Below are 13917 nucleotides of genomic sequence, written 5' to 3' on the forward strand. Positions count from 1 at the left end.
CTTTGCAGCGATCATGAAGAAGAACGCGGCAGCGCGCAAGAGGGCGCAAAGACGGTTGGCCGTTCGGCCAGGATCTCGCAATGCGCCTATAACAGGAGCAACACCACCAACAACACGGGAGACCCAGCATGCCGATGCGTCCGCACTTCCGCTGCAAAGCCGCGCTGCTTGCGCTGGCCATCGCGTTGCTCGCCGGTTGCGCCTCGACACCTGCCGAGCCCGTCCCGTTCAAGGAGGTGCCACAAGCGCGCATCGTCCAGCCCGGTTACACGGAGCCGGGAACCGGACTGGTCGCCGTGGACGTGCGGCGCGAGCGTTCCCGCGACGTTATCGTCCGGTTCCGCGATGCGCTGGTGTATATCGACGGCGAGCAGGTCACCGATCTGATGAACGGCGAACATGTGGTCTTCTATCTGAGCCCGGGGGTGCATCGCATCGGTGTCTCCACGCAATTCGATCCGGTCGTGGAAATGCGCTTTACGGTCACAGCGGATACGCGCTATACGAACCGCGCGTCGGTCACCTTCGGCGACGATCACGGCATCGCTTTGCGCAGGGTTGCGCAATAGCGCAGGGCCGGGTCTGACAACGCGGGATTGCGGCGGGCGCGTGTTGAACAGTGTCGAACAGTGCCCGCTGCCGCAAGCAAGCTTTAGCTATGTTTCCAGTCTGACCGTTTAACAATTGGATACATGACAGTCACGCAGAGCCCTTAACATGGCGGGCATCGTGTATCCGTTTATGCAGACCTGGTGTGAGGCTTACGCATAGTGCGAAGCCGGCCGATCTGTTCCGTTTTCAAGGTAATCCAACATGCTAATCAATTGCGCCGCCTATCAGGACGGCCGGAAGCTGGCCGATATCGATATCGATAGCATCAGCGACTACGTGGCGCGGCCCGAGTGCTTCGTCTGGGTTGCGCTCAAAGACCCGGGGCCCGAAGAACTGGCCGTGATGCAGCACGAGTTCGGCCTGCACGAACTCGCGATCGAAGATGCGCAAAACGGCCATCAGCGTCCGAAAATCGAGGAGTACGGCGAGTCGCTATTCGCCGTCATGCATACCGTGGAAATGGACGAAGAGGGCGAGCTGCTGATCGGCGAGGTCGACGTGTTCGTGGGGCACAACTATGTGTTGTCGGTGCGCCGCGGTACGCGCGCCGGGTTCCAGAACGTTCGCGCCCGTTGCGAGCGCGAGCCGCAATTGCTCAAGGAGGGCTCGGCGTTCGTGCTGTACGCGCTGGCGGACGACATCGTCGATCGTTATTTTCCGATCGTCGAGGCGATGAACACCGAGATCGAGGCGCTCGAAGACCGCATCTTCGAGCGCAACAATTCGGTGGCGTCGCGGGCAATCATCGAGGATCTGTATTCGCTGAAACGTCGTCTCGTGATCCTGCAGCACCACATCGCGCCGCTTCAGGAAGCGATCGGCAAATTGACGGGCGGCCGGATTCCGAGCGTCTGCGAAGGCATGCAAGCCTATTTCCGCGACGTTTACGACCATCTCGAGCGGATCGTCAGAATCATCGATGGCCGGCGCGAACTGGTTGTGACCGCGGTGCAGGTCAATCTGGGGATGATCTCGCTTGTCGAAAACGAGGTGACCAAGCGGCTCGGCTCGTTTGCCGCATTGTTCGCGGTGCCGACCATGATCGCCGGTATCTACGGGATGAACTTCCAGACGATCCCCGAGTTGCACTACAAGTTCGGCTATCCAGTCTGTCTTGCCGTGATGGCGACCGTGGATCTGATCCTGTACTGGCGCTTTCGCAAGTCCGGCTGGCTTTGACACACCGTTAGCCCATCGCTGCGCTTAATTCCCGCTTGCACCGTACGCAATAAAAGTCCAGCATAGGCGGCCCGCCGGCCGCTAAGCTTGCAGCCGGCGGTAAATCTGCCACGCACAGACTGAGCGAGGAACCGTTGCCAGAACACAGCCTGCCGGTGCACCTATTCGCGACACCACGCCGAAGCCATCGAGCGCATCGCATCGACGCACTTTCTGCGGGCCGGTGCCCCGCAACACTGCGAATCGTTGACATTCCGAGAAGGGCACGCTGAGAATAGGCCTCGCAAACGTTTGCGCGTCACTAAAAATACGGCTCGCCCGCGAGCCCGACAAACCCTGGAGATAAGCATGAGCCATCGCATTCGCCGCCGCATGCTGGCGGCCGCTGTTCTCGTCACCGCCACCGCCGCCTTGCCGTTTTCCTCCGCTTACGCGCAAACCACGCCGGCCCATAAGCCGAAGGTCGCGCTGGTGATGAAGTCGCTCGCCAACGAGTTCTTCCTGACCATGGAAACCGGCGCGAAGGACTACCAGAAACACAATGCCTCGCAGTTCGACCTGATCACCAACGGTATCAAGGACGAGACGGATACGGCGAACCAGATCCGCATCGTCGAACAGATGATCGTCTCGAAGGTCGATGCGATCGTGCTGGCCCCGGCTGATTCGAAGGCGCTGGTGCCGGTCGTCAAGAAGGCCATCGACGCGGGCATCATCGTCGTGAATATCGACAACCGGCTCGACCCGGACGTGCTCAAGTCGAAAGACCTGAACGTGCCGTTTGTCGGCCCGGATAACCGCAAGGGCGCGCAGAAGGTCGGCGACTATCTGGCCAAAAAGCTGAAGGCGGGCGATGAAGTCGGCATTATCGAAGGCGTGTCGACCACCACCAACGCGCAGCAACGCACCGCGGGTTTCAAGGACGCCATGCAGACCGTCGGCGCGAAGGTCGTGTCGGTGCAATCGGGCGAATGGGAAATCGACAAGGGCAACGCGGTGGCGTCGGCCATGCTCAATGAGTATCCCAACCTGAAGGCGCTCCTCGCCGGCAACGACAACATGGCGATCGGCGCGGTCTCGGCCGTACGCGCGGCCGGCAAGCAGGGCAAGGTGCTGGTGGTCGGCTACGACAACATCAACGCGATCAAGCCGATGCTCAAGGACGGTCGCGTGCTCGCCACCGCGGACCAGTACGCCGCCAAGCAGGCCGTGTTCGGTATCGACACCGCACTGAAGGCGATCAGCGAGCGCAAGAAGCAGTCGCAGTTGTCCGGCGTGGTGGAAACGCCGTGCGACCTCGTGACAAAGTAAGCGTCGGGCAGTCAGTACCGAAATACGCTTCGCAAGAAGCACCGCAACACGCCGAGGCACGCGGGCTCGCGCTCACGCCGCTGCATGCTGAATGCATGGCACAAGACAGGCGAATCCGCGTCAATTCAATAACCGCTCAAGAAACCTGCTGAGCCGCCGTTAAATCCAGAGGTAAGCGACAAGGCGACCGGCACGCGGCTCGGCTTTTCGAATTACCTGAGCCTCGCCGGCGGACTGCTGGCGATGATCGTGCTGTTCTCGCTGCCGGATCGCCTTTCTGACGTACGAGACGTTCGGCGCGATCGCCAATCAGTGCGGTAAGGCAAGTATTCATGGGTGTGGTCTGTCTTCGAGGAAGACGTCCGGTGGGTTGCCAGATGGCGTGGCCGGCGGGAACAACAGGCAGGAGAGCAACAGGTTATGGCGACGATCAAGGATGTAGCGGCCGTGGCAGGCGTGTCGTTCACGACGGTATCGCACGTGGTGAACAACTCACGGCCGGTGTCGGCCGACGTGCGCGCGAAGGTCGAACACGCGATCCGTCAGCTTCACTATGTACCGTCGGCGGTGGCCCGCTCGCTCAAGGCGCGGGCGACGGCGACGATCGGTCTGGTGGTGCCGAACAGTACGAACCCGTATTTCGCGGAGATGGCGCGTGGTATCGAGGATGGTTGCTCGCGCAACGGCTACTGCCTGTTCTTCTGCAATTCCGACGACGATCCGGCCAAGCAGCGTAACTATCTGCGCGTACTGCAGGAAAAGCGTATCGACGGACTGATCGTCGCCTCCGCGGGCGACGACGCGGTGCTGGCGCAGACGCTTGCCGACGCCCGCGAGCCGCTGGTCGTCGTGGACCGCAATATCGAGGGTGTGAACGCGGATCTGGTGCAGATCGACCACGAGAAGGGCGGCTATCTTGCGACGCGTCATCTGCTGGAGCTGGGGCACGTGCGGATCGGCTGCATCACCGGTCCGGTGAAGACGGCGGTGAGCGCCATGCGGGTACACGGCTTCATCCGCGCCATGACCGAGCGCGGTATCGAGATTCCGGCCGGTGCGATTGTCGAAAGCGATTTTTCGGGGATGGGCGGCCATCGCGCGGCGGGACAACTGTTCGACACGGTGAAGCCGTCGGCGATTTTTGCCGGCAACGACATGATGGGCATCGGCGCGCTGCGCGCCGCGGCGGAGCGCAATATCAGCGTGCCGCGCGATTGCTCGATCATCGGTTTCGACGATATCGAACTGGGACGATTCACCTATCCGGCGCTCTCGACGGTCGGCCAGTCGGTCCGCGCGCTTGGCGATATGGCCGCGCAGACGCTGATCGAACGCATTGCCGGGACGTCGTCGGGCAGTCCGCGCGCGCTGGGGCGCCGGCGCGTCGTGTCGCCGCGCCTGATCGTGCGCGAATCGACCTCGACATGGGCCGGCGTGGCGAGGCGCGATCTGGCGGCCTGATATCGATGATTGCGTTGCCGGGCGCGAGCCGAAAAGCCTCGCGTTCGGTTTTGATGCCGCTTTTACGCCATGCATGGATCGTGCGCGAGTGCTTCGTGCCCGCCTTCAAGCGCACCGTTGCTCCCCTTGGTGGAGGGTTCCGTTTTGAACCCCGTTTGAACCCCGCCTGAATCCGTCTCGCCTATCCGCGTTCGGTCTCCCGAGCCGTCTGAATTCAATTCCCTGAATGTCAACAGCGCTGCGTGACATCCGCATGAGCGCGGTCTGTCAGTGCTTTGTAATTTCTTCTAATTGCTTACAACGTCTTTCTTCATACCATATAAATCCTTCAAGTATGCAGATCAGATGCCGTAAACATGACTATTAGAGCGCGGCCTCAAATCGGCGCCATGTACGCAGAGCCACACGCTACCCCGCGCTGCGCACGCAGCTTCTCATTTGTTAAGTACAGGAACGAGCATGTTGAACAAAGGCATCACGATCAAGGCGCGGATTGGCCTCACGATGGCTTTTCTCGCCGCGCTGCTAGTCGCCATCGGCGTTTTCGGTTTGTTCGGCATGAGCCGTTCGAATGACGCTTACAAGGACACGTTCACCAACGCAATGCCGAGCGCGGTCGATATCGGCAACGCTGAACTCTATGCGGCGCGCGAACGGCTGGCGCTCGACCGGGCCGCGTTCATGCTCGGCACGCCGGAGGTGGCGGCGACGATGGAGCGCGCGCGTGCGATGCGCGTGGAGTCCGACATGTGGTGGAAAAAGTATATGGATCTGCCGCGCGACACCGAGGAAGACCGTCTTGCGCAGGACGTCGTCTCCAAACGCGACGCGCTGCATCAGCAATTGGACTCGTTTGCGGCAATCGTCACGGCGAACGACCAGAGCAAGATCGTCGACGGCGCCAAGCGCTTGCAGGCGGCATACAACGACCTCTCCACCGCGGATGACGCGCTGCGCAAGTTCCAGTTCGTCTCGGCCAGGCAAGGTTTCGACTCCGCGCAAAGCAGTTTCGAGGTGTTCCGTATGGTGAGCGCCGGTGCGCTGCTGGTCGGCGTGCTTGCCGCCGTGCTGTCCTACCTGACGCTCAGCCGCGCGATTGGCCGCCCGCTCGACGCAGCCCTCGGCCATTTCGACGCGATCTCCGCTGGCGATCTGCGCCGCCCGGTCGTGGTCACCTCGCGCGACGAAATGGGGCAGTTGCTCGAAGGCATCGCCAAAATGCAGCGCAGCCTCACCGAAACGGTGCGTACGGTGCGCAGCGGCAGTGAATCGATTGCGACGGCCACGCGCCAGATCGCGGCCGGCAATATCGACCTGTCCTCGCGAACGGAAGAGCAGGCGTCGGCGCTGCAGGAAACCGCGTCGAGCATGGAAGAGCTGACCGGCACGGTCAAGCAGAACGCCGACAACGCTCGCCAGGCGAGCTCGCTGGCGGCCAATGCGTCCGAGATTGCCAACAAGGGCAGCGCGGTGGTCGGCCAGGTGGTCGGCACGATGGGCGACATCAATCAGAGTTCGGCGAAGATCGCCGACATCATCTCGATCATCGAAGGGATTGCGTTCCAGACCAACATCCTGGCCCTGAATGCGGCAGTGGAAGCGGCGCGGGCCGGCGAAGAAGGGCGCGGATTCGCCGTGGTGGCAGGCGAAGTGCGCAGCCTCGCGCAGCGCTCGTCGGCGGCGGCCAAGGAAATCAAGGAACTGATCGACACCTCGGTGGAACGTGTGCAGTCCGGCTCGGCGCTGGTCGACGAAGCCGGCCGCACCATGACCGAGATCATCGGTGCGGTGCAGCGCGTGACCGACATCATGGGTGAGATCGCGGCGGCCTCGGAAGAGCAAAGCAGCGGCATCGACCAGGTGGCGCGCGCCGTCACGCAGATGGACGAGGTGACACAGCAGAACGCCGCGCTGGTCGAGGAAGCCGCTGCAGCAGCGTCTTCGCTCGAAGATCAGGCCGGCAAGCTGCGTACTGCGGTCGCGGTGTTCCAGCTCGAAGAAAGTGGCTTCAAGGCGCCGGTGAGCGCGGCGCCGAAGCGCGTGACTGCGCCGGTTCGCCCGGCGGCGGCACGGAAGGTGTCACATTCCGCCTCACAAGCCACCCCGGTAGCCAGGACACCTGCTGCGCCCGCAGCGACACCGGCACCGGCTGCCGCCGCGCCGACGAAGACACCGGCCCGGGCAACGGCGAGCGCCGGAGGCGATCAGGATTGGGAAACCTTCTGAGCGTTGCAACATTCGTTCCCGATGATGCATCAGACGGAACGACGCTTGTGCGGATCGGCCGCATGACGACAAAGACCGCGATTGCGCCTGCAACCGCGGTCTTTTTTCATGGTCTGCGGACTAAGTAACGTTCACAAGCGTTGTCTACACCCTGGCAAGCGTCGTGATCCGGTACATTGACGGGCGCGACTACCGCTTGTACCGGCAACCTTGCCGCGACAGGCAGTCAGCGCGCGGACCGTGAGCCCGCTTTTCCCAACTGCTGCAACTCAGCGCGGCAACCCAACGCTCAACGCGCCAGCCATAAAGGACCGACATGACGCCATACGACCTCGCGCACCGCCTCGTCGAAGCCCGCCGGCAGCATCGCCCGATCGATGCGCCCCCACCCGACAGCCTGCCGCCTGACGCGGCAACCGCGTACGCGATCCAGCAGGCCGTCATCGTGGGCCTCGGCGACTCGACGGGCGCGTGGAAGATCGGCGCCAGAGCGCCGGGCGGGGCCGCCGCGGGCGCGCCGATTCCGGCTTCGCTGGTGCTGCCGTCGCCCGGACGGGTGGCCCATACCGGCTTTTTCCGGGTGCTGGTGGAGCTGGAGGTCGCCTTTCGTTTCGCCGAGGCGATCGAGCCGCGCGGCCGGGCTTATGCGCGCGACGAGGTGCTGTCGAAGGTCGGCGTCGTGCTGCCGACCATCGAGATCGTCGATAGCCGCTTTGCCGAGTGGCCCAATGTCGCGCCGCTCGCGCAACTGGCCGACGCACAGAACAACGGCGCATTGATCACCGGTCATCCGGTTGCCTATGCGGGCCTGGCGCGCAGCTTCGACTTCGTATCGCCCGAGCTCGAGCTGAGTTTCGACGGCAACTCGCTGGTGCCCGAAGCCACGGGTAATCCGGCCGGCGACCCGCGTGAACTGCTGGTGTGGTTCGTCAACCATTGCGCCGCCATGGGCATCACCATCGAGCCGGAATGGACGCTCACCACCGGTTCATACGTCGGTGCGCACAATGTGGACAAACCGGGCATCGTGCGTGGCCACATCGACGGCCTTGGGGAAGTGGAGATTGAACTGACCTGAGCGTGTCGTCGTGTACTTGTAACGGCGCGCTTGTGAGGGTCCGCTTGTAACCGCTGATTACGAAGCATCAGGTAAACGGCTGCCCACGGGCGGCCGTTTTACATTTGCCGCAGCATCCGCACTGCGCGCTTAGCCGTATACACCTATGAAGCGACCCGATGCGCTGCCGTGATCCAGTTATACATGCGGCTAACCATATCGCCGACGCGGTTACTACGCGAGGCAGGCATGGGCAGCAAGCGGGCGGCAACACACCCTGCTTCAAGCGAAATAGTGCGGAACAATACCGCCAGCGCGTTGACGAACTGCTTGCAGATGCGTCGGTGAACAGCGTCTCAGGTCAGCGCGGCGAACGAACATGTAACACAGCGCATGTCGCTGTAGACCAAACGGCGATGCCGCGCGTTGATGAAAAAAGGTTCCGGGCATAGAAAACGCATGACGTCCGCGCTCAATGCAAGAAAGTGTGCGCGTGCAGACAGGCCGTCCGGTAGAGCAGTGAGATCGTTCGATGAACGAGACGATTCGTGTAACGGAGCATGACGAGCCATGCTGAGCAGTATGGCGAGCAGATGGCGCTGGAGAGGCAGCAACGTGGGCCGGCAATCGCTGCACATTCGCTGTGATGTGAGCGGAAGATTGTAGGTGAGCGAATCTGTGTTTCCAAGTGAGGAATGTTGGGAGGCGGGTACGGCGCGATTTTCGCAACGTAGTTCGTGAAAAAAAATTTAAAAGGGTTTAGGATGAATTCGAGCGATGTCGTTTCCGAATAGCGCGCCGCGCACGACATCGGTCTAGACTTCGGCGAGGAGGTAGCATGGATATCTACAGCAGTTTCGCGACCCGCTTCGAGAAAACGCGAGAAGATGAACTCTCGCTCGAGGAGTATCTCGCGCTCTGCAAAGACAATCCCGCCGCGTACGCTACGGCTGGCGAACGCATGTTGACGGCAATCGGTGAACCAGAACAGATCGACACTCGCAACGATCCGCGCATGTCGCGTATCTTCGCGAACAAGGTCATCAAGGTATACCCCGCATTCCGTGAGTTCTACGGAATGGAAGAAGTGATCGAGCAGGTGGTCGCCTACTTCCGGCACTCGGCCCAGGGGCTCGAAGAAAAGAAACAGATTCTGTATCTGCTGGGACCGGTCGGCGGCGGTAAATCGTCGATCGCGGAACGTCTGAAGCAACTCATGGAACGCGTGCCGTTCTACTCGATCAAGGGCTCGCCCGTGAACGAGTCGCCTCTCGGTCTGTTCGATTACGACGAGGACGGTCCGATCCTCGAAGAGCAATACGGTATTCCACGCCGCTACCTGAAAAACATTCTGAGCCCGTGGGCGGTGAAGCGCCTGCACGAATACAACGGCGACATCCGCAAATTCCGCGTGGTGCGCCGCTACCCGTCGATCCTTCGTCAGATCGGTATCGCCAAGACCGAGCCGGGTGACGAAAACAATCAGGACATTTCGTCGCTGGTCGGTAAGGTCGACATTCGCAAGCTCGAACAGTACGCGCAGGACGATGCGGACGCATATAGCTACTCCGGTGGCCTGTGCCTTGCGAACCAGGGCTTGCTCGAGTTCGTCGAAATGTTCAAGGCACCGATCAAGGTCTTGCACCCGCTGCTCACCGCGACTCAGGAAGGCAACTTCAAGGGCACGGAGGGCTTCGGCGCGATCCCGTTCGATGGCATCATCCTCGCCCACTCGAACGAGTCGGAATGGAAGGCGTTCCGAAATAACCGCAACAACGAAGCACTACTCGACCGGATCTTCGTTGTGAAGGTGCCGTACTGCCTGCGCTACGGTGAAGAGGTCAAGATCTACGAGAAGCTGCTGCGCAATTCGTCGCTGGCCAGTGCGATATGCGCGCCGGGTACGTTGAAGATGATGGCGCAGATGTCGGTGCTCACGCGCTTGCAGGAGCCGGAAAATTCCAGCCTGTTCTCGAAGATGCAGGTGTACGACGGCGAGAATCTCAAGGACACAGATCCGAAGGCCAAGTCGTATCAGGAGTATCGTGATTTCGCGGGCGTGGATGAAGGGATGACCGGCGTGTCGACCCGCTTCGCGTTCAAGATCCTGTCACGCGTATTCAACTTCGATTCGACGGAAGTCGCAGCGAACCCGGTGCATTTGATGTACGTGCTCGAACAGCAGATCGAGCGCGAGCAGTTCCCACCGGAAACTGAGCAGAAGTATCTGTCGTTCATCAAGGACGTGCTGGCGTCGCGCTATGCCGAGTTCATCGGCAAGGAGATTCAGACTGCGTATCTGGAGTCGTATTCCGAGTATGGTCAGAATATTTTCGATCGCTACGTGACGTATGCGGACTTCTGGATTCAGGATCAGGAGTTCCGCGACCACGACACCGGCGAGAGTTTCGACCGCGCGGCGCTGAACGCCGAACTGGAGAAGATCGAGAAACCTGCGGGCATCAGCAACCCGAAGGACTTCCGCAATGAGATCGTGAACTTCGTGCTGCGTGCGCGGGCTGCGAATGCGGGGAAGAATCCCGCGTGGATCAGCTACGAGAAGCTGCGCGTCGTGATCGAAAAGAAGATGTTCTCGAACACGGAAGAGCTGTTGCCGGTGATTTCGTTCAACGCCAAGGGTTCGGCGGAAGAGCAACGCAAGCACGAAGACTTCGTCAATCGCATGGTGACGAAGGGCTATACGCCGAAGCAGGTGCGCTTGCTGTGTGATTGGTATCTGCGCGTGCGCAAGTCGTCATGATACGCACTGCGTGCCGCCCGCGCGGTCCGACCGCGCGGGCACCTTGCGAAGCGCAAGTTGCATGGACATAGCGTTGTGTTTGCGGACATGCCTATTGCAACGTGCGTCTCGCGCAGCGGAAATTGCGACTGCATAGGATCGGAGTAAGCGCTGAAGCGCCAACTCCGGTCGATACTGGAGACCGGGCGTGCTTCATCAAATCATCGACCGCAGGTTAGCTGGTAAGAACAAGAGCATTGCAAACCGCGAGCGTTTTTTACGTCGCGTTAAAAACTACATTCGTCGCGCCGTCTCGGAAGCGGTTCGCGATCGCAGCATCAAGGATATTCAGAACACCCAGAGCATCACCATCCCGCGCAAGGACATCGCGGAACCGTCGTTCCGGCATGGTCCCGGCGGCAAGCGGGAAATGGTGCATCCGGGCAATTCCGACTACATCCGCGGCGACAAGATCCAGCGCCCGCAAGGGGGCGGCGGCGGAGGCGGGGGCAACCAGGCGAGCAACGAGGGCGAGGGTCAGGACGACTTCGTGTTCGAGCTGAGCCGCGAAGAATTCATGCAGTATTTCTTCGACGACCTCGAATTGCCGCGTCTCGTCAAAACCCATCTGATGGCCGTGCCCACGTGGAAAAGTATCCGCGCCGGCTGGGCGGCCGAAGGCACGCCAAACAATATCGACGTGGTCCGTTCGCTGCGCAGCGCACTCGGCCGCCGGATTGCGCTCGGCGCGCCGCTCGTCAATCAGTTGCACGAGATGGAACGGCAACTCGAAGTGATGAAGGCCGATCCGGACGACCGTCGCGAGGAGATCAAACTGCTCGAAGAGGAAATTCACCATTTGCGCGGGCGCATCTGGCGCATTCCGTTTATCGATCCGTTCGATCTGCGCTACGTGAACCGGGTGAAGCAGCCTACGCCGTCCAGCCAGGCGGTGATGTTCTGTCTGATGGATGTGTCCGGGTCCATGGACGAGCAGCGCAAGGATCTCGCCAAGCGTTTTTTCATCCTGCTGTATCTGTTCCTCAAGCGTAACTACGAAAAGATCGAAGTGGTGTTCATTCGCCACCACACCCGCGCCGAAGAGGTCGACGAAGACACGTTCTTTCATTCGACGGAAAGCGGCGGCACGGTGGTGTCGAGCGCGCTGGAGCTGATGCAGAAGGTGATGGACGAGCGTTATTCGCCGACTGAATGGAATATTTACGGCGCTCAGGCTTCTGACGGCGACAATTGGACCGACGATTCGCCCAAGTGCCGCAAGATACTTTCGGATGACATCCTGGAGAAGGTGCGCTATTTTGCGTATATCCAGGTTACGCCGGAAGAGCAGAACTTGTGGCTCGAATATGCACAGTTGGCGCTGAGCCAGCCGCACATGGCGATGAAGAAGGTCGAGACCGCGGCTGACATTTATCCGGTGTTTCGGGAGTTGTTTGAAAAGCAGGTGGCGTCTTCATGACGGCAAAGCACTTGCACAACGAAGCGCGCGGCGATCAGCCGGCGCGCGGGAAAGGCGTGCCGCAGCAGCAACAGTCGGGGCATGCCGAGGCGAAGGCGGACGATACGGGAGCCGCCGCAGCCGGAGCAGTCGACGCCGCTGCAGCACGGGGACACACCGGAACGCCCACTGAGGGGCAAAGGGAAGTCCGTATGAACGTAGCCGATAGACGGCCTCTGCCGTGCCCGTCCGACTGGACCTTCGAATTGATCGAAGAGTACGACTCGCATATTGCCCGTGTTGCAGAGCAATATGAACTCGACGTGTATCCGATCCAGCTCGAACTCATCAGCGCCGAACAGATGATGGACGCTTACGCGTCCGTCGGCATGCCGGTGAACTACCGTCACTGGTCGTTCGGCAAACACTTTCTCTCCACCGAAAAGAGCTACCGTCGCGGGCAGATGGGGCTGGCGTACGAGATCGTCATCAATTCGAACCCCTGCATCGCCTACCTGATGGAAGAGAACACGATGACGATGCAGGCGCTCGTCATCGCGCACGCGGCCTATGGCCACAATTCGTTCTTCAAGGGTAACTATCTGTTCAAGCTGTGGACGGATGCACACGCGATCATCGATTACCTCGTCTACGCGAAGAATTACATCGCGGAGTGCGAGGAGCGCTTCGGGCTCGACCGGGTGGAGGAGCTGCTCGATTCGTGCCATGCGTTGATGAATTACGGCGTGGACCGTTACAAACGTCCGCAGAAACTGTCGCTGGAAAAGGAGTTTGCGGCCCGCCGCGAACGTGAGGCTTATCTGCAATCGCAGGTCAACGAACTGTGGCGCACCTTGCCGACGCGGCATACGCCGTTGCCGGAGGAAATCGAGGAGCGTTATCCGCCGGAGCCGCAGGAAAACCTGCTGTATTTCGCGGAGAAGAATGCGCCGTTGCTCGAGCCGTGGGAGCGGGAAGTGATCCGCATCGTGCGCAAGGTCGGCCAGTATTTCTATCCGCAGCGGCAAACCCAGGTCATGAACGAAGGCTGGGCGACGTTCTGGCATTACACCTTGCTCAACACGATGTATGCCCAGGGCAAGCTGGAAGACGGCTTCATGATGGAGTTTCTCCATTCGCACAGCAACGTGGTCTACCAGCCGCCGGTCACGAAACCGTACTACAGCGGCATTAACCCGTATGCGCTCGGCTTTTCGATGATGAGCGATATCCGCCGGATCTGCGAATCGCCGACGGAGGAGGACCGCAAGTGGTTCCCCGAACTGGCGGGCAGCCCATGGCTGCAGGCAATGCACTATGCGATGCGCAACTTCAAGGACGAGAGTTTCGTCGCGCAGTATCTGTCGCCGCATCTGATCCGTGAGATGCGTCTGTTCTCTGTGCTCGACGACGACATGCGCGATGCGCTCGAAGTGTCCGCGATTCATGACGACAGCGGGTATCAGTACGTGCGTCAGGCGTTGTCGCGGCAGTACGACATGCATCATCGGGAGCCGAATATCCAGGTGTGGGCGGTGAATACGCGGGGCGACCGGAGTCTGACGCTGCGGCATTTCATGAGCGACAACCGGCATCTGTCCGGCGATAGCGATGAAGTGCTCAAGCACATGGCGCGCTTGTGGCAGTTCGACGTCTACCTGGAAAGCGTCGATGAGAATGGCACGGTGAGGAAGCGGTATGAGTGTAAGTATGTGCCGCCGGCGATAAGGGTTTGAGTTCGCTCGGCCTTGTCGCGTGGAGGCTGGTTTTCTGATGTGTCCGAAGCCCCTGTTTGTCTATGACGAACAGGGGCTTTCGTCATTCGGAGTCTGGCTGGTCGCCTGGCCTCCGTTTTTCAGTAATTCGTGAAAA

At 60.6% G+C, this 13917-nt stretch carries 9 protein-coding genes and 1 pseudogene; all 10 read left to right on the forward strand.

What is annotated here, in order from left to right:
• Positions 1–128: 128 nt before the first annotated feature.
• The 10 genes and pseudogenes from M0D64_RS33440 (at position 129) to M0D64_RS33485 (ending at position 13781) form a co-directional block, all read left to right on the forward strand.
• On the forward strand, positions 129–569 hold the full coding sequence (locus M0D64_RS33440; RefSeq protein ID WP_154563785.1) for a hypothetical protein: 441 nt from the start codon (positions 129–131) through the stop codon (positions 567–569).
• 244 nt (positions 570–813) lie between these two features.
• A complete protein-coding gene (gene corA / locus M0D64_RS33445) occupies positions 814–1791 on the forward strand; it encodes a magnesium/cobalt transporter CorA (RefSeq protein ID WP_154563787.1) in 978 nt (325 codons plus the stop codon).
• A 348-nt stretch (positions 1792–2139) separates the two neighbouring features.
• Positions 2140–3102, forward strand: a complete 963-nt coding sequence (locus tag M0D64_RS33450; protein WP_154563789.1) for a sugar ABC transporter substrate-binding protein — start codon at positions 2140–2142, stop codon at positions 3100–3102.
• A 189-nt stretch (positions 3103–3291) separates the two neighbouring features.
• Positions 3292–3415: pseudogene (locus M0D64_RS33455) on the forward strand (ABC transporter permease); the annotation flags it as partial.
• 107 nt (positions 3416–3522) lie between these two features.
• Positions 3523–4563 carry a LacI family DNA-binding transcriptional regulator gene (locus M0D64_RS33460; RefSeq protein ID WP_154563791.1) on the forward strand — a complete coding sequence of 347 codons (1041 nt, stop codon included), beginning with the start codon at positions 3523–3525 and terminating at the stop codon, positions 4561–4563.
• 459 nt (positions 4564–5022) lie between these two features.
• Positions 5023–6789, forward strand: a complete 1767-nt coding sequence (locus M0D64_RS33465) for a methyl-accepting chemotaxis protein (protein ID WP_266260957.1) — start codon at positions 5023–5025, stop codon at positions 6787–6789.
• 316 nt (positions 6790–7105) lie between these two features.
• Complete coding sequence (locus M0D64_RS33470) at positions 7106–7867, forward strand: hydratase (protein WP_171927570.1); 762 nt, start codon at positions 7106–7108, stop codon at positions 7865–7867.
• An 817-nt stretch (positions 7868–8684) separates the two neighbouring features.
• Positions 8685–10607, forward strand: a complete 1923-nt coding sequence (locus M0D64_RS33475) for a PrkA family serine protein kinase (protein WP_154563799.1) — start codon at positions 8685–8687, stop codon at positions 10605–10607.
• A gap of 187 nt (positions 10608–10794) precedes the next feature.
• Complete coding sequence (locus M0D64_RS33480) at positions 10795–12066, forward strand: YeaH/YhbH family protein (RefSeq protein ID WP_168435845.1); 1272 nt, start codon at positions 10795–10797, stop codon at positions 12064–12066.
• Positions 12063–13781, forward strand: coding sequence for a SpoVR family protein (locus tag M0D64_RS33485; RefSeq protein WP_266260958.1), 1719 nt, complete (start codon positions 12063–12065; stop codon positions 13779–13781). The genes M0D64_RS33480 and M0D64_RS33485 overlap by 4 nt, the downstream gene beginning before the upstream one ends.
• The last annotated feature ends 136 nt before the right edge of the window (positions 13782–13917 follow it).

Origin of the sequence: Paraburkholderia sp. WS6 (assembly GCF_030464835.1) — a bacterium.
Taxonomy (GTDB): domain Bacteria; phylum Pseudomonadota; class Gammaproteobacteria; order Burkholderiales; family Burkholderiaceae; genus Paraburkholderia; species Paraburkholderia madseniana.